Source organism: Pseudoalteromonas sp. HF66 (genome assembly GCF_011806445.1).
GTDB classification, from domain to species: Bacteria; Pseudomonadota; Gammaproteobacteria; order Enterobacterales; family Alteromonadaceae; genus Pseudoalteromonas; species Pseudoalteromonas apostichopi.
Window position 1 is genome coordinate 191952 of the sequence record NZ_JAATOU010000004.1, and the last position, 15770, is coordinate 207721.

Consider the following 15770-nt stretch of genomic DNA (forward strand, 5'->3'; position numbering starts at 1 on the left):
ACTAGCTCTCCTGCTTAAGTTGGCGAATAAAATTGACTAACATTGTTAAGCTGATTAAGCCTAGCGCCACAAGCAGTGGAATATAAAACAATGAAATTTGTGGACGGAACGTCTGCTCATCGCTACTGATAGGCTCAAGTTTATCGAGCTCCTGATAAATTTGCTGCAAGCCAGCCACATCTTTTGCACGAAAATATAAGCCGCCAGTTTGTTCTGCAATACGCTTGAGTAAGCTTTCATCTAAGTTACCGCCACTCATACCACCCATATTAAACAGGCTAAATCCACGCGGGTTATCAGAACCAACACCTATGGTATATACCTTAATGCCTTCTTCGCGGGCTAACAGCAGGGCATCTTCTGGGTCAAGGTTACCTGCGGTGTTTTGACCATCGGTTAATAGTACAACGATACGGTTACTTTCATCTTTATTAGCAAAACGTTTTACTGACAAACCTAACGCATCACCAATGGCGGTTGCTCTACCTACTAGGCCGATTTGCGCCTCGCTCAGCATTTGGCTCACGGTTTTAACATCACGCGTAAGAGGTGTTTGTAAAAATGCGGTGTCGCCAAATAAAATGAGACCAAGGCGGTCGCCTTGACGTTGCTCAATAAAGTCACTCAGTACCGCTTTTACCATAGTTAGCCTGTCGACATACTGGTTTTGATAGGCCATATCTTGTTCTGTCATAGAACCAGATAAATCTACTGCAAGCATGATATCGCGGCCTTCATTGGGCAAGGTGATGGGGTCATCAAGCCAAGTCGGGTTTGCGATAGCAATAACTAATAATCCCCATACTGCCCATTCGAGCAAAGAGACTTTACGACTATGTTGCTGCACCGCTTGATTATTCAAACCAAGCTTAGCAAAGCCAGGAATACGCAACCGTAATTGCCCTTGTTGCTTTAACGGCATAAAGCGACTTAAAAGCCAAGGTAGGGGTAAAAGCACAAAACACCATGGCCAACTAAACTCAAACATTAATTGGCTCCTTGAGTTTAAAGTTGCGAATGGCACTGCGTAATTTAGCTGCAAGTTCAGCATTATTACTTTGCTGCTGATAAAGCGGCATCAACTCGTCGTAACTAAAGTTATCGCCACTTAGCTTAGATAAATTTTCAGACCACTTTGCCAAAGGCTGAGAGGCAAGTTGACTGCTGTAATAATGACGGGTTAAACGTTTTAAAATAATGTGTAGCTCTTGTGCATCATCATCACTAAGGGTTTTACTTAATTTAATGGCTTGTTTCTTGGCTTTTTTGAACTGTTGGTTTTTATATAAAAGCACTAAGCCGATAATTAATAACGAACCAACTAAGGCGATGATCAGCCACCAAATTGGAGCAAGTGGCCACCATGCAACCTCGGTCGGTGCAATGACATCATGTAAGCCATCTAGCGGATTTTTTTGCATTGTTACTTTCTCACTAATTGCAGCTCAAGTGGAGTGGCTGCACTGAATGAAATTAAACTAAGCCCAGATTTTTGTAGGCGCTTTAACCTATTAGAAAAAGACTCTTCAGCAGATTTAGCGAAGCGCTCGCGAAATTGCTTGTCCATTAATGGTAAAGCAAGATCTTGTCCATTTGCCGACACAGTTACTGTTTGTTTAAAAGCAGGTAACTGATGTTCAAATGGGTCGCTAATATGGCAACCAACCAACTCACAGTGTCTGCTCAGCATTTCAAGTTGTTTAAAGCTCGCTTCATCAAGGGCACTAAAATCAGAAACGATATAAACTAGGCTACCGGGTTTAGCCAAATGGTTAAGGCGTTTTAGGTTTTCACTAAATAGGCTGTTGGCTGTTTTGTCGATATTATTGAGCGCTTGGTTGTGAATATCACATAAGTTGTGACAGAGCTTTAACACCGCCTTTTCGCGTGACGTAGGCTTTAATTCGTGATGACTATGTTGATTGAACACCAGACCACCAATGCGGTCACCTCTTTGACACGCTGACCAAGCAACTAATGCGCTAATATGCGCTGCTTGCACCGATTTTAACAGTAACTTTGAGCCAAACAGCATCGAGTTAGAAAAGTCGGTAAATACAAAAACAGGGCGTTCTTTTTCTTCTTGAAACAGTTTAGTGTGGGTTTCGCCTGTACGGGCGGTAACACGCCAGTCGATAGAGCGTATGTCATCACCAGCTTGATAATGACGCACTTCAGCAAACTCCATCCCGCGACCTTTATGTGGCGCAAGGTATTGCCCAGCTAAACTGTTTTTGATTTTTACTTTGGGCGCAAGTTCTAGTAAACGAGCTTTGGCTTTGTAATACATCAACTCTTTGAGTGATAAATTGACGCCTTGACTATGGCTCGTTGCTAACCACGCCGCTGTATCAAATTGGCTCGACATAGCTTATGGCACTGCTACCAGTTCTAAAATACGGCTGATCACGTCATCTTTACTGATGCCATCGGCCTGCGCTTCGTAGCTTAAAATAATACGGTGACGTAACACATTATGCAGCACCGCTTGAATATCATCTGGGGCTACAAAATCACGGCCTTCAAGCCAAGCATGAGCTCGTGCGCATTTATCAAGGGCAATGGTTGCACGCGGGCTTGCGCCATATTCAATCCAGCGGCCAAGTTGCTCATCAAGCTCTGAAGCTTCACGGGTTGCAACAATTAATTGCACTAGGTACTTTTCAAGTGGCTCAGCTAAGTACAAGCCTAAAATAGCTTTACGCGCAGCAAAAAGTTCACTTTGACTAATTTGTTGTGTCTCTGCTTGCTTATCAGAAATAGCCTCGCCACGGGTTAGGCGTAGGATATCTAATTCGTGTTCAGCACCCGGGTAATCAATGCTCAAATGCAATAAGAAGCGGTCAAGCTGTGCTTCTGGTAGTGGGTAAGTGCCTTCTTGCTCTAGCGGGTTTTGGGTTGCCATAACCATAAATAGATCAGACAGTGGATAAGTGTTTTTACCAACCGTTACTTGGCGTTCAGCCATGGCTTCGAGTAGCGCAGATTGTACTTTAGCAGGGGCACGGTTAATTTCGTCAGCCAAAATTAGGTTATGAAATAACGGTCCTTTTTCAAATACAAATTCACTGGTTTGCTGACGATATATATCGGTACCTGTGACATCCGCAGGTAATAAGTCTGGGGTAAACTGAACACGTTGGAAGCTACCTTCAACCCCTTTTGCTAAGGCATTGACTGCACGGGTCTTTGCAAGACCTGGAGGGCCTTCTACTAATAAATGGCCATCTGCCAAAATCGCGATTAACAGTGCTTGGGTTAATTGTGGTTGGCCGATAATTTGCGTGTCTAAGTATGATTTTAATTGTGAAAATGCGTTAACTGCCATAATAAAAAGACTGTCCTAAAAGCGTGAGTCAAAAATTGTTTTTGCTATGCGCCAATGCGTTATATTCAGTACCGATAAATTCTTTACGCGGTACCGTGGTGGGGCGCTATTAACAAGTTATAAGGATTCAAAAGTTATAACACAAGTGTTAGACACAAAATCCTCAAATAGTTCGTTATTTTTTAAGGATTTTTAGCCTACCATATAAATACAGTGTTTTTTTGTAAATAGGCCAAAAAAAGCCTATGGTTGAAAACTTAATATTGGCATTCGTACACGGGTTGTTTTAGAATCAGGAAAAACAAACAGGTCAGACCTGTCAGCGGGAGAGCATAAATGTCTGAGCAAAATATACTTAAAACAGCAAAAGGCGATCGTATCGCTATCGTTAGCGGCCTGCGAACGCCATTCGCAAAGCAAGCCACAGCATTTCATCATGTACCAGCCCTTGATATGGGTAAGTTAGTTGTCAACGAAATGCTTGAACGACTTAACTTTAATAAATCTGAAATTGATCAACTTGTATTTGGTCAAGTAGTGCAAATGCCAGAAGCCCCAAATATTGCCCGTGAAATCGTATTAGGTACGGGCATGCCTGTTTCTGTTGATGCTTATTCTGTTTCGCGTGCGTGTGCGACAAGTTTCCAAGCCATTGCTAACGTAGCCGAGTCAATTATGGCAGGCTCAGTGCAAGTGGGTATCGCTGGTGGTGCTGACTCATCGTCTGTATTACCTATTGGTGTCAGCAAAAAATTAGCGGGTAGCCTTGTTGATTTAAACAAAGCACGCACGCTTGGTCAGCGATTAAAGATTTTCTCAAAACTACGTCTAAAAGATTTACTTCCTGTGCCGCCAGCGGTAGCTGAGTACTCTACAGGCTTATCTATGGGTCAAACGGCAGAGCAAATGGCTAAAACGCATAGTATTAGCCGTGAAGACCAAGATGCTTTAGCACATCGTTCTCATACTCTTGCAAGCCAAGCATGGGCTGATGGCAAACTTAAAGACGAAGTGATGACTGCGCATGTAGCGCCTTATAAGAGTTTTATTGAGCAAGATAATAACATTCGCCATAACTCGACTGTTGAAGGCTATGCGAAATTAAAACCAGTATTTGACCGTCAACACGGTTCTGTTACAGCCGCTAATGCTACGCCACTAACTGATGGTGCTGCTGCGGTATTAATGATGAGTGAAAGTAAAGCAAAAGCATTGGGTTACAATATCTTAGGTTATGTACGTAGCTTTGCTTTCTCGGCAATCGGTGTCCATGAGGACATGCTAATGGGTCCGGCTCACTCTACGCCAATTGCTCTTGACCGTGCAGGTATTACATTAGCAGATTTAGATTTAATCGAAATGCACGAAGCATTTGCAGCGCAAACACTGGCTAATATGAAGATGTTTGCGTCAGACAAATTTGCACAAGAAAAGCTTGGTCGCAGTAAAGCGATCGGCGAAATTAACATGGACAAGTTCAATGTATTAGGTGGCTCACTAGCATACGGTCACCCATTTGCGGCAACAGGTGCACGCCTGATCACGCAAAGCTTAAATGAACTTAATCGTCGCGGTGGCGGCTTAGCGCTTACGACTGCGTGTGCAGCGGGTGGCTTAGGCGCAGCCTTTGTATTGGAGAGTGCGTAATGACAGATTCAGTATTTAGTTTATCAGTGGCTGATGACGGCGTAGCCGTTGTAACCATTGATGTGCCGGGTGAGAAAATGAACACCCTGCGCAGCAGTTTCGCAGAAGATTTAAAAACCTTACTCAAAGACGCACAAGCGCAAGCTGTAAAAGGTATGGTATTTATTAGTGGTAAAAGCGATAACTTTATCGCTGGTGCTGATATTAAAATGCTTGATAGCGCGAATAGCCGTGAAGATGCATTAGCGTTAAGCGAAATGTGCCAACAAGCCTTTTTCGATATGAAAAAGCTACCTTTCCCAACAGTAAGTGCTATTCATGGTGCAGCGTTAGGCGGTGGTTTAGAGTTTGCTTTAGCATGTGATTATCGAGTGTGTTCTGACAGCGATATCACTAAGCTTGGTTTGCCAGAAGTACAGTTAGGCTTATTACCTGGTGGTGGCGGTACTCAACGTTTACCAAAATTAGTTGGCTTGCAAAAAGCACTTGAGTGGATGCTTACAGGTAAGCAAGTGCGTGCTAAGCAAGCGAAGAAAACAGGCTTAGTAAATGACTGTGTACCACACAGTGTATTACTTGACGTTGCTAAAGAGTTTGCTCTGAAAGGTAAGGCGAAGGCTACTAAACCTAAGCTAGACCGTTTAAGTCAATTACTTGAGTCAAACCCATTTGGTCGCAATATTATTTTCAAAAAAGCACAAGAAAACGTGCTGAAGAAAACAGGCGGTCACTACCCAGCACCTTTAGCCATTATTAAAGCGGTTCGTGCAAGTGTTGAGCTTGATCAGTTAAAAGCATACAAAACTGAAGCAGAAGGCTTTGCCACGCTGGTAATGAGTGATGAGTCAAAAGCATTGCGCGGTATTTTCTTTGCAACCACTGAAATGAAAAAAGAGTGGCGTAATGATGATGCACCAGCAATCGCTAAAGCGGCAGTATTAGGTGGCGGCCTCATGGGCGCGGGTATTGCCCATGTTAGTGCTGTAAAAGCGGGTGTTCCAGTGCGCATTAAAGATGTGGCTGAAAAGGGCATCAGCAATGCAATGAACTACAGCTATAAGATTTTAGATAAAAAGCAAAAGCGTCGTATTTTATCTAAAGCTGATTTACAACAAACCATGAACCGCATTACCGGTACAACCGATTACAGCGGCTTTAAACACATTGATATCGTTATCGAAGCAGTGTTTGAAGATCTTGCTTTAAAGCAAGGTATGGTGGCTGATGTTGAACGTGAATGCCAAGACAACACTATTTTTGCAAGTAATACCTCATCATTACCGATTGCACAAATCGCTGCTGATGCAGCACGCCCAGAAAATGTAATTGGTCTGCATTACTTCTCTCCAGTTGAAAAGATGCCACTTGTTGAGATCATTCCACACGCCGGTACGTCTGAAGAAACTATCGCACGCGTTGTTAACTTTGCCCGTAAGCAAGGTAAAACCCCGATTGTGGTTAAAGACATGGCTGGTTTTTATGTAAACCGTATCTTAGCGCCTTATGTTAATGAAGCGGCTAATTTACTGCTTGCAGGTGAGCCAATTGAAAAGATTGACCAAGCATTGGTTGAGTTTGGTTTCCCGGTAGGGCCTTTAGCGTTACTTGATGAAGTAGGGATTGATATAGGTTCTAAAATTGCGCCAATCCTTGAAAAAGAGTTGGGCGAGCGCTTTAAAGCACCTGACGCCTTTAATCGCTTAATCGATTCTAAGCGTTTAGGTCGTAAGACTGGCCGTGGTTTTTACCTTTACGACAAGAAAGATAAAAAAGTGGATGAGTCAGTATACGAGCTACTTGGTGTTACGCCATCACCTCGTTTAAACAAGAGCGAAATTGCTAAACGTTGTGTTGCGCAAATGCTTAACGAAGCGGTGCGCTGTTTAGATGATGGCATTATTGCAAGCCCGCGTGACGGTGATATTGGTGCTATTTTTGGTATCGGTTTCCCACCATTCTTAGGCGGTCCATTTAGCTATATGGATAAACTGGGTGCAGCACAAGTGAGCTCAGAAATGGCGACTTTTGCTAACTACAACCCTATTTTCACACCTTGCGATACGTTAAAAGCAATGGCTGAAAAGGGGGGGCGTTTTTACCAAGCAGAAAGCGAAGAGCTGGCAATAGCTGAAGCTACGCCTGTCGATCCGGTTGAAGTAACCAAAGAAGTGGTTGAAGACGAGCAAGCGTCAGAAGAAGCTAATACAGAAACGACTAAAAGCTAATTCTTTAAATTAATTAGTTAATTTTAAAAGCCCTGCTTATTGAGCGGGGCTTTTTACTTATATATTGGCCATAAGTGGTATTTAATTCTCGAAATCAGTTTGTTATAACTAGGTTTATTTACTAAGCGATTAATCACCATGACTCTCACCACTTCGCGATTAACACTACGGCTGTTAAATGCCGATGACTGGCCATTGTTTTATACTTTGCATAATGATGCCCAAGTGATAGAGAAATGCTTCGATAAGCCCTCAGAGGCGCAGCTACGAGCAAAGTTTAATGAACGCTTAAAGCCTTGGCAGCCAAATTCGAATTCACCACTGTGCTTAGTTATTATTGAAACTAGTACAGGTAAAGAGGTGGGTGTAACTGGGTTTACTTCATCAACAGTGCCTGATAGTCAAGAAGTCGGTTATTTGCTGCTGCCTAATTTTCATGGTCGTGGCTATGCCACAGAGTCTTTGCAAGCAGTGCTTGATTACGCCAAATCAGAACATGCTGTGCGGGAATTTAAAGCGGTTGTCACCGAAGGTAATATCGGTTCAGAAAAAGTACTTGAGAAATGTGGTTTTCAGTTAGTCGATAAGCAGCTAGATGCGTATGCTATTGGCGGTGTTTTGTATACCGATCATCATTTTTATTTAGGTTGCACTGATCACAGAGCGTGATCAGTGCGCAATTTTACAGATGAAGCTCAATCGCTTTTCTGTCTTTTTCTGGCATATTCGCAACCACTAAATCAAACGAATTATCAATCATCCGCTCAATCTCTCCTTGTGGTACGGTACCATCTAAAATAACCGTATTCCATAAACGTTTGTTCATGTGATAACCCGGGATCACCGACGGGAAAATATCACGCAATGCTTGGGCTTCATCTGGCTCGCATTTCAGATTTAGCCACCATACAAGATTACCTTCATCGTCTGTTTGGCCTTCTTTGCCCTCAGCAAGGGTGGCAAACATTTTATGATTCACCTTGTAAACGTCGACATCTTGGCCAAATGGTTGGGTGATCATCACCAATGGCTTTTTCATTAAATATTCGTGTACTGTGTGTTGATTCATGATCCAATCCTTGAAGTCATTTTTCGTAGTTATAAACATAGCAGCTTTTTCTTAGTTTTGAGACAACTAATATTATAATTTGCTGAAAAATCGAATAAATAACGGCTGTGAGTTAAAACTGCAAATTTTTATTGAACAATAGCCATTACGTGGTAAATTTCTGTCAACAAAAAACGATAGGAATACACCCATGCCTAAGGCAAGTGAAGTTAAAAAAGGCGCCGCTATCGAGCATAACGGCCGTGTTTTAGTAGTTAAAGATATTCAACGTTCTGTACCACAAGGTCGTGCTGGTGGCAGTTTATACCGTATGCGTTTATACGATGTGGTAACTGGTGGTAAAGTTGATGAAACATTCAAAGACAGCGACATGCTAAAACTAGCGGATCTAATTCGTCGTGAAGCAATGTTCTCTTACATTGACGGTGAAGAGTATGTATTCATGGATAATGAAGACTACACGCCTTATAACTTAAATAAAGAAGCGATTAGCGAAGAGATTTTATTCGTAAATGAAGAAACTCAAGGTCTTCACGTAATTGTAATCGATGGCGCTCCGGTTGGCCTAGATTTGCCATCAAGTGTTGAGCTTGTTGTTGAAGAAACCGATCCTTCAATTAAGGGTGCTTCAGCAAGTGCACGTTCAAAGCCTGCACGTTTGACAACCGGTTTAACGATTCAGGTACCTGAGCATATTTCTACAGGCGATCGCATTCGTATCAACACGGTTGAACATAAGTTTATGGGCCGCGCAGAAAAATAACTTTGTGGCTCTTCAAAAACCGGCTTTTAGCCGGTTTTTTTGTTTTATTTATAACGCGCTTATAACAAAATGCATTGAAAAAGGGACTAAAAACGCGCATTATTATTGGCTTACGAAAACAACAATAAATACCAGTAGTAGATTAATGTTGAACCACGGATTGGAAAACAGAGAATACATCAAACTCCCCGAAGGCGTTAATATCGCTATCACTCCTGCAGGTGTTGTCGCCCGAAGCTATGCCTACACCATCGATTTTATTATCCGTAGTTTGGTTTTACTTGCTGTAGGCACTGTACTTGCCTTTTTTGGCGATGCAGGGCAAGGACTTATATTAATTGCTTACTTTTTAATTTCATGGGGCTATAACATCCTGTTTGAAATGGAAAGTGGCCAAACCCCAGGTAAAAAACGACTTAATATTCGTGTTGTGCAAGACAATGGCTTACCAGCGAGCTTTTCGCAAATAGTTGTGCGTAACTTGCTACGCCCCGCAGATATGCTACCGATAGGCTATTTTTTGGGCCTTGTAGTTATGTTGTTTAACAACCGCTTTAAACGCATTGGTGATTGGGCGGCAGGCACCATGGTTATTTACGACGATGAGTTCGCAGAGCGGCCTGAAATAGCTCAAGGTGAAGTGCATATTCCTTCAATTAGCTTAACTACCGAAGAGCAATTAGCTGTACTTGCTTTTGCTGAGCGCCATGATGAATTATCTGATGCAAGGCGTCGTGAGTTGGCAGCTATTTTAGCTGCACCGTTTTCTACAGCAGAGCACGAGATTGAAGCGCAGCTCGTTAGTTACGCACGCCACTTCGCTGGGCAAGTTCAACACGATAACGATTACCCGCAGCAGGAGGGTAAACAATGAAGCAAACTCAATTTGTAAAATCAAATAGCGTAAGTTGGGATGAGTTCGAAGCCCTTTGTGAGCAAAATAATGCTGAGTCTTTACCTGTTAATTTCCCTAATTTATATCGCAAAGTTTGTAATGATTTAGCCATTGCCCAAAGTCGTCAATACAGCCCTGTGTTGATTGAGCAAATAAATAGGCTTGTGCAGTTAGGGCAAAAGCGCCTTTATTTGTCTCGAAGCAATCAATTCTCTGAAATATGGCATGTGGCGCGAACTGCATTTCCACGCGCACTGTATGAAAACCGTTTAATGCTGGCTGTAAACTTAATCGCGTTTTGGGGATTGGCCCTTATCGCTTTTATTTGGGTGACAATTGACCCTGATGCCGTTTATACATTTTTAGGGCAAGGCACAGTGCTTAATATCGAACAAATGTATAACCCCAGTGGCAGCGTTCAATCGGCTGAGCGCGGTGCACCGCAAGACTTAATGATGTTCGGTGTCTACATTTACAATAACATAGGAATTGCATTTCAGATGTTTGCAGGTGGTGTGCTGTTCTGTGTTGGCGCTGCTTTTTTCCTATTATTTAATAGTTTTTACTTTGGTGCAGTTGCTGCTCATATTGTTAATGTAGGTTTTGAAGGGCCATTTTTTTCGTTTGTTATCACTCATGGCTCGTTTGAGTTGACTGCTATCATCATTGCCTCAGCTGCAGGGTGTCAGATTGGTTACGGCATATTAAGCCCTGGGCAGTATACCCGTGCATATGCAATGAAACAGGCTGCACAAAAGGCACTTCCGCTCATTGTTGGTGCTTTTTTAATGTTAGTAATTGCTGCTTTTATTGAAGCGTTTTGGTCACCTCGTGATATTGCTTACGAAATTAAATATATAGTTGGCAGCGGCTGTTGGTGTTATGTCATTTTCCGTTTGTACAAGGGAATGCGCTATGGAGCTTAATCGTCTTAGCTTCACACCCCGCAAGCGCAGTGCTTACGAGACCTTTGATTTAACTGTGTTGTTAGTTAAGCAGCATATTGTGGCGCTGATCACTTTGTATTTGATGATGGCAGTTCCAGTATTTTTAATTGTCGGCTTTTTATTAAATTGGGGCATAGGCGGATTTGTTGTTTGGTGGCTTAAACCTGTATTTGAACGACCTTTACTCGATTACATGTCAAAGGCGGTATTCAATCAACCGGTCAAAATAAGTAGTAGCTTAAAGTCACTTAAACAGTTAAAAGTTGCCGATATGCTAGCGCATTTAACCATTTTCAGGCTTAGCCCAAATAGAGCATTTTTAGCGCCCGTTGAGCAACTTGAGCGGCTATCAGGCGAGCGAAAAACAAAGCGCAAGCAGGTTTTATTTGCCTCAACGAAGCCAAAGCAAACGTTGTGGATGCTATTTTGTGTGCATTTTGAGTTTATCTTATTAATGGGGATTTCTGCGCTGACAATTGCACTTGTGCCCCATTCATTTTCAGCACAAGAAGCCATGTATCAAATTTTCGAAGCGCCAATCTGGGTTGAGATAGCGTTTAATTTTATATACATCCTTAGTATTTCCTTAGTGGCGCCGCTTTTCGTCACTGGCGGTTTCCTTGCTTATTTACACCGTCGAGTTGAACTAGAAGGCTGGGATATCGAGCTGGCATTCAAAAATATTCGCACCCGCCTTGCAGGCGTAGTCAGTGCTGTAGCACTACTTATACTTACAACGTTCACGCTGCAACCATCAACTAGCTATGCAGAGCAAATCGATAAGCAAGCGGTAAAAGAGCAAGTTACAGCTCTTTATAATGAGCCTAATGTCATTGAAACTGAGACTACCTGGCTGCCAAATATTGAAGCGAAAGCGAGTTCATCAGATAGTGATTGGTCGTGGCTTATCGATGTGTTTACAGCCATTGGTCAGATGTTTGGTATGTTGGTTTGGGTATTGGTAGGTTTATTAGTCATTTGGCTAGTTTATTACCTGATGCAAAAGCGCGGTTTTTTTGCCAATTTAAGCTTGCCTGAGCGTAGTAAAGTGAATGAAGAGTCGGTGATCCCGACCTTATTTGCAGAAATTAAAAGTAAAGATTTACCTACTGATTTAATTGCCGCTGCAAAGCAATGCTTTGAGCAAGGTCAGCATCGCTTGGCGCTAGCGTACTTGCTTCATCATGCGCTGACTTGGGCGCAGCAGCGACATGAAGTGCGCTTGCACCGCTCGATGACTGAGCGCGAATGTAAAGGTGCAATTGATGCAAAGGTACCTAGCCAAGGGCAAGCGATTTTTGCCCGCTTATTTTCTGCATGGGTCACAGTTGCTTGGGGCCATAAAACCCCTGATATCGACTTTATCGAGCTGACTGAGCAAATTACAGCAATGACAGCAGAGACTAAGGAGCAAGCCCATGAAGCTTAAATATGTGCTGATTGCGGCGCTAGTGGTGTTTAGCATATTTGCTATTGCCGGTATTGCTTCTTTAGATTGGCAGAAAAAAGAAATCGAAATTGGTTTTCATAGTGATGTGGCAAAAGACAACTTCACGATGGCTCAACGACTACTCAAAGCCAATGGCATCGATTGGCAGAAGAATAAGCGCTTGGCAGAACAAGTACAAAGTGATGAGTTAAACATAGACCCGCAAAGTATCTTAATTTTGGATGAAGCAGTGCTTGCTGATTCTTACCAGTTAGATGTACAACTTGCTGATTGGGTCGCTGATGGCGGGCGTTTAATTTATGTATTAAATAGGCAACGCGATGAACTGGCGATTGATAACACGGTGTTTTTTAGTCAGCTTGGCATCAATGTGCAAAGCCAAGAAGATGTCTTTGAATATGACTTTGTGATGCTTAAAGAAGGGAATAAAAACAGTACGCTATCAATCGATGAAAACACTCAGCTCGATCTTGAGTTAAGTCGCGCGTTTTATATTAAAAATTGCCCCGGTGTTAGCACCAATAGTGAAAATAGTGACACCCTGATGTGTGACTTTGCATTTGGTCAAGGTCGGGTCATCGTTATGCCGTCACTGTTACCTTTTACCAATTACCGACTTCGCCATCTTGATCATGGCAGCTTATTACTTTGGCTAAGTAAAGGGGCTGATAAAGTCACTTATGTACCTTACCTAACTTACCCAAATTGGTTTGCCAAATTATGGCACTGGAGCTGGCAATTTGTGGTGACGTTGCTGTTATTAATTGTGCTTGCAGTGTGGCATATAAGTAGTCGCATTGGCCGCTCTTATACTCCTGAATTCGATATAAAAACCAGCTTTAATCAGCATATTCGTGCAGTAGCAAATTTCTATACAGAGCATGGTCACGAAGCCGTATTATTTACCGCACTAGAAAAAGATTTTTACGCCAAAGTAGAGTCGCGAGTGCCTAACTTTAAAATGCTCAGTGCTGAAAAACAGGCGCAGATCATCGCTAATTTAACTCATTTTGAAAAACAACATGTGGCTCAGTTACTTGCTAGCAAGTTGCCTGAGTCAAAAGAACAACGAACAGAATATATAAAACGATTCAAACAATTAAGGAATGCCTTATGAGCACGGAATTGGATACTAATCGCATGAGCTTAATTGAGGCCGCTGATGCAGTAAAACAAGTAAAGCATAACATTTCACGTGTGTTAGTTGGTCAAGATGCCATTGTTGAAGATGTACTTACCGTTCTATTTGCGGGTGGTCATGTGTTACTTGAAGGGGTTCCTGGACTTGGTAAAACGCTACTGGTTAGAGCCCTAGCAAAGAGCTTAAATGTAGATTTCTCGCGAGTGCAGTTTACGCCGGATCTAATGCCGTCAGATGTTGTTGGTCATAGTTTGTATGATATGAAATCAGGTGAATTTAATATCAAAAAAGGCCCAGCATTTACTAATATTTTGCTGGCTGATGAAATTAACCGTGCACCAGCTAAAACGCAATCAGCACTACTTGAGGTAATGCAAGAGCAACAAATCACCATTGATGGTGAGTCATTATCTATTGATTCACCGTTTATGGTACTCGCTACTCAAAATCCGTTAGATCAAGAAGGGACTTACCCACTGCCAGAGGCTGAATTAGACCGCTTTATGATGAAGGTCGAGCTTGGTTTTCCTTCACATGAATCGGAAGTTGAGCTTTTAAAACTGAATACACAAATAGTTTCTAATGAAACCAAAGTAGAGCAGCTCCCTGCAGTATTGGATGCTAAGCGTATTGCTGAAATTAAACAGCTTTGTGCAGATATCTTAGTGGACGAACAAATACTTAATTATGCTGTTGATATTGTGCGAAGTTCACGAACTTGGCAGGGTGTGCTGCACGGCGCAGGGTTACGGGCCTCAATTAACATCATTAAAGCTGCAAAAGTAATGGCATTGATGAATGGCCGTGACTTTGTAACCCCAGATGACGTGAAGTCAGTGTCAGTGAATATTTTAAGGCACCGTTTAATTTTATCCGCTGATCTGGAGCTTGAAGGGGTATCATTTGATGAAGTGATCAGTGCCATTTTAGCCAGTGTTGAAGCGCCGCGCTCATGAATCGCATCAAGCATAGACCTGCAAAACGCTTAGTACAATTAACAGCTTTGCTGCTGTTATTGTTGCTTGTCTGTGCTATTGCATCGGTTGACAGCTTAGTGCTAACGGCCTTGTTATTAGTGCCCTTATTGGTGGTATTTGTAGATTATATGGCAGCGAAGTCAGAGCCTTTACTTGAAGTGAGTGCACAAACTAATCTCAACATGGCCTTATATCGACGCCAAGCATTAAATGTAGTCATTAAAAATAAAGCTAAGCATGCGACTATGTTAGATGTCAGTGTTCATTTAAGTAATGCGATTGAGCTGCAAAAACCACAGCAAACTGTGTTTATTGATGCGATGCAACAAGCTAAGCAGAGCTTTAATTTACGTGCTCACAAACGAGGCGATGCAGAGATTAGTGCGATTGAGCTTAGAGTTGGGTCACCACTGGGCCTTTGGCAAACAAACTGGTTAACTGCTCAAGCTATCCAATTAAAGGTTTACCCAGATTTTAGCCGTGTTACTTCAAAGCAGCATTTAAATGGGGTGGTGAATAAGCCAATTTCAGGTTTAAAACTCACTAAAAAGCGCGGTGATGGTATTGAGTTTCAGCAGTTACGTGAATATCGCCAAGGTGATAGCGTCAGGCAGATTGATTGGCAGGCGACTAGTAAGCGTCGAAAACTCATTTCTCGTGAGTATCAAGAAGAACAAAACCAACACGTCATAGTGATGCTAGACGCCTCTAAAAAAATGGCCATAGAAGCCAATGAAGGCAGTCACTTTGATCATGCTTTAAATGCATTATTATTGCTGTCACACACGGTTTTAAAGCAAGGTGACTGGTTTAGCATGCAAAGCTTTAACCAAAATCTGCGTTGGTTACCCGATGTAAAAGGCGCACAAAATGTATCAAGGGTGATGAATCACTTTTATGATCTATACCCAGATAAAAGCAGTAGTGACTATTTAGTGGCTGTGAACCAATTAATTGCCAAGCGCAGTAAACGCTCTCTAGTGTTATTAGTCACCACGCTCGATGAGCAAAGTATTGATGAATTAATGCCTGCAATTAAGCTATTACAAAAGCATCACTTAGTCGCACTTATTAATATTAACAATCGTGCAGTGAATGAAGTACTCGAAGAGCCTATAGAAAAGTACGAAGATGCAACCAGCTATTGTGCAGCATTAGCACTATTAAATTCACACAAAGCCAATATGGCTAAGCTTAAAAAACAAGGGGTGATAGCCATAGACTGTAACCCTGAGCAGCTACTACCGCATGTGCTTAACACCTATTTAAATGTGAAGCACTCAGGGGCATTGTAATACCATCCGGCAATAAAAAAGGCATTGAATTCA

15 protein-coding genes are annotated in these 15770 nt (G+C 42.3%); 10 read left to right on the forward strand and 5 right to left on the reverse strand.

Annotated features, from left to right (window positions below; translation table 11 throughout):
* Nucleotide 1: 1 nt before the first annotated feature.
* From HCZ11_RS06490 to HCZ11_RS06505, 4 genes are read right to left on the reverse strand one after another with little or no spacing between them, the layout of a single operon-like run.
* On the reverse strand, nucleotides 2-988 hold the full coding sequence (locus HCZ11_RS06490) for a VWA domain-containing protein (protein ID WP_167657957.1): 987 nt from the start codon (nucleotides 986-988) through the stop codon (nucleotides 2-4).
* Nucleotides 981-1421 (reverse strand): DUF4381 domain-containing protein, encoded by a 441-nt coding sequence (locus HCZ11_RS06495; RefSeq protein ID WP_130052024.1) that lies wholly within the window; start codon nucleotides 1419-1421, stop codon nucleotides 981-983. Before HCZ11_RS06495 ends, HCZ11_RS06490 begins: the two co-directional genes overlap by 8 nt.
* Before the next feature lie 2 nt (nucleotides 1422-1423).
* A complete protein-coding gene (locus HCZ11_RS06500; protein ID WP_130052023.1) occupies nucleotides 1424-2368 on the reverse strand; it encodes a DUF58 domain-containing protein in 945 nt (314 codons plus the stop codon).
* A 3-nt stretch (nucleotides 2369-2371) separates the two neighbouring features.
* A complete protein-coding gene (locus HCZ11_RS06505; RefSeq protein WP_130052022.1) occupies nucleotides 2372-3328 on the reverse strand; it encodes a MoxR family ATPase in 957 nt (318 codons plus the stop codon).
* Nucleotides 3329-3664: 336 nt separating this feature from the next.
* On the opposite strand from HCZ11_RS06505, the gene fadI reads away from it, so the two are divergent.
* The 3 genes from fadI (at nucleotide 3665) to HCZ11_RS06520 (ending at nucleotide 7869) form a co-directional block, all read left to right on the forward strand.
* Nucleotides 3665-4975 carry an acetyl-CoA C-acyltransferase FadI gene (gene fadI, locus HCZ11_RS06510; RefSeq protein WP_130052021.1) on the forward strand — a complete coding sequence of 437 codons (1311 nt, stop codon included), beginning with the start codon at nucleotides 3665-3667 and terminating at the stop codon, nucleotides 4973-4975.
* Complete coding sequence (fadJ, locus tag HCZ11_RS06515; RefSeq protein ID WP_167657958.1) at nucleotides 4975-7200, forward strand: fatty acid oxidation complex subunit alpha FadJ; 2226 nt, start codon at nucleotides 4975-4977, stop codon at nucleotides 7198-7200. Before fadI ends, fadJ begins: the two co-directional genes overlap by 1 nt.
* A 138-nt stretch (nucleotides 7201-7338) precedes the next feature.
* Complete coding sequence (locus tag HCZ11_RS06520; protein WP_167657959.1) at nucleotides 7339-7869, forward strand: GNAT family N-acetyltransferase; 531 nt, start codon at nucleotides 7339-7341, stop codon at nucleotides 7867-7869.
* Between the two features lie 13 nt (nucleotides 7870-7882).
* Here the strand turns inward: HCZ11_RS06520 and HCZ11_RS06525 are convergent, their stop codons facing one another.
* Nucleotides 7883-8269 (reverse strand): MmcQ/YjbR family DNA-binding protein, encoded by a 387-nt coding sequence (locus HCZ11_RS06525; protein WP_130052018.1) that lies wholly within the window; start codon nucleotides 8267-8269, stop codon nucleotides 7883-7885.
* A gap of 190 nt (nucleotides 8270-8459) precedes the next feature.
* On the opposite strand from HCZ11_RS06525, the gene yeiP reads away from it, so the two are divergent.
* The 7 genes from yeiP to HCZ11_RS06560 all read left to right on the forward strand — a co-directional run bounded on the left by yeiP (nucleotide 8460) and on the right by HCZ11_RS06560 (nucleotide 15737).
* The gene (gene yeiP, locus HCZ11_RS06530; protein ID WP_130052017.1) at nucleotides 8460-9032 is read left to right on the forward strand and encodes an elongation factor P-like protein YeiP; all 573 of its coding nucleotides are present in this window, start codon (nucleotides 8460-8462) and stop codon (nucleotides 9030-9032) included.
* 145 nt (nucleotides 9033-9177) lie between these two features.
* A complete protein-coding gene (locus tag HCZ11_RS06535) occupies nucleotides 9178-9906 on the forward strand; it encodes an RDD family protein (protein WP_130052016.1) in 729 nt (242 codons plus the stop codon).
* Nucleotides 9903-10853, forward strand: a complete 951-nt coding sequence (locus tag HCZ11_RS06540) for a stage II sporulation protein M (RefSeq protein WP_130052015.1) — start codon at nucleotides 9903-9905, stop codon at nucleotides 10851-10853. The genes HCZ11_RS06535 and HCZ11_RS06540 overlap by 4 nt, the downstream gene beginning before the upstream one ends.
* Nucleotides 10843-12303: a hypothetical protein gene (locus HCZ11_RS06545; RefSeq protein WP_167657960.1), complete on the forward strand. Its 1461-nt coding sequence runs from the start codon at nucleotides 10843-10845 to the stop codon at nucleotides 12301-12303. The genes HCZ11_RS06540 and HCZ11_RS06545 overlap by 11 nt, the downstream gene beginning before the upstream one ends.
* Nucleotides 12293-13441 carry a DUF4350 domain-containing protein gene (locus tag HCZ11_RS06550; protein WP_167657961.1) on the forward strand — a complete coding sequence of 383 codons (1149 nt, stop codon included), beginning with the start codon at nucleotides 12293-12295 and terminating at the stop codon, nucleotides 13439-13441. Before HCZ11_RS06545 ends, HCZ11_RS06550 begins: the two co-directional genes overlap by 11 nt.
* Nucleotides 13438-14421 (forward strand): MoxR family ATPase, encoded by a 984-nt coding sequence (locus HCZ11_RS06555; protein WP_130052012.1) that lies wholly within the window; start codon nucleotides 13438-13440, stop codon nucleotides 14419-14421. The genes HCZ11_RS06550 and HCZ11_RS06555 overlap by 4 nt, the downstream gene beginning before the upstream one ends.
* On the forward strand, nucleotides 14418-15737 hold the full coding sequence (locus HCZ11_RS06560) for a DUF58 domain-containing protein (protein ID WP_167657962.1): 1320 nt from the start codon (nucleotides 14418-14420) through the stop codon (nucleotides 15735-15737). The genes HCZ11_RS06555 and HCZ11_RS06560 overlap by 4 nt, the downstream gene beginning before the upstream one ends.
* The last annotated feature ends 33 nt before the right edge of the window (nucleotides 15738-15770 follow it).

Bases quoted from the DNA above. Each gene is read 5' to 3' on its own strand.
- HCZ11_RS06490 (WP_167657957.1), bottom strand. From the start codon at position 988: ATGTTTGAGTTTAGTTGGCCATGGTGTTTTGTGCTTTTACCCCTACCT.
- fadJ (WP_167657958.1), top strand. From the start codon at position 4,975: ATGACAGATTCAGTATTTAGTTTATCAGTGGCTGATGACGGCGTAGCC.
- HCZ11_RS06550 (WP_167657961.1), top strand. From the start codon at position 12,293: ATGAAGCTTAAATATGTGCTGATTGCGGCGCTAGTGGTGTTTAGCATA.
- HCZ11_RS06555 (WP_130052012.1), top strand. From the start codon at position 13,438: ATGAGCACGGAATTGGATACTAATCGCATGAGCTTAATTGAGGCCGCT.
- HCZ11_RS06505 (WP_130052022.1), bottom strand. From the start codon at position 3,328: ATGGCAGTTAACGCATTTTCACAATTAAAATCATACTTAGACACGCAA.
- HCZ11_RS06525 (WP_130052018.1), bottom strand. From the start codon at position 8,269: ATGAATCAACACACAGTACACGAATATTTAATGAAAAAGCCATTGGTG.
- HCZ11_RS06500 (WP_130052023.1), bottom strand. From the start codon at position 2,368: ATGTCGAGCCAATTTGATACAGCGGCGTGGTTAGCAACGAGCCATAGT.
- HCZ11_RS06520 (WP_167657959.1), top strand. From the start codon at position 7,339: ATGACTCTCACCACTTCGCGATTAACACTACGGCTGTTAAATGCCGAT.
- HCZ11_RS06495 (WP_130052024.1), bottom strand. From the start codon at position 1,421: ATGCAAAAAAATCCGCTAGATGGCTTACATGATGTCATTGCACCGACC.
- yeiP (WP_130052017.1), top strand. From the start codon at position 8,460: ATGCCTAAGGCAAGTGAAGTTAAAAAAGGCGCCGCTATCGAGCATAAC.
- fadI (WP_130052021.1), top strand. From the start codon at position 3,665: ATGTCTGAGCAAAATATACTTAAAACAGCAAAAGGCGATCGTATCGCT.
- HCZ11_RS06560 (WP_167657962.1), top strand. From the start codon at position 14,418: ATGAATCGCATCAAGCATAGACCTGCAAAACGCTTAGTACAATTAACA.
- HCZ11_RS06535 (WP_130052016.1), top strand. From the start codon at position 9,178: ATGTTGAACCACGGATTGGAAAACAGAGAATACATCAAACTCCCCGAA.
- HCZ11_RS06540 (WP_130052015.1), top strand. From the start codon at position 9,903: ATGAAGCAAACTCAATTTGTAAAATCAAATAGCGTAAGTTGGGATGAG.
- HCZ11_RS06545 (WP_167657960.1), top strand. From the start codon at position 10,843: ATGGAGCTTAATCGTCTTAGCTTCACACCCCGCAAGCGCAGTGCTTAC.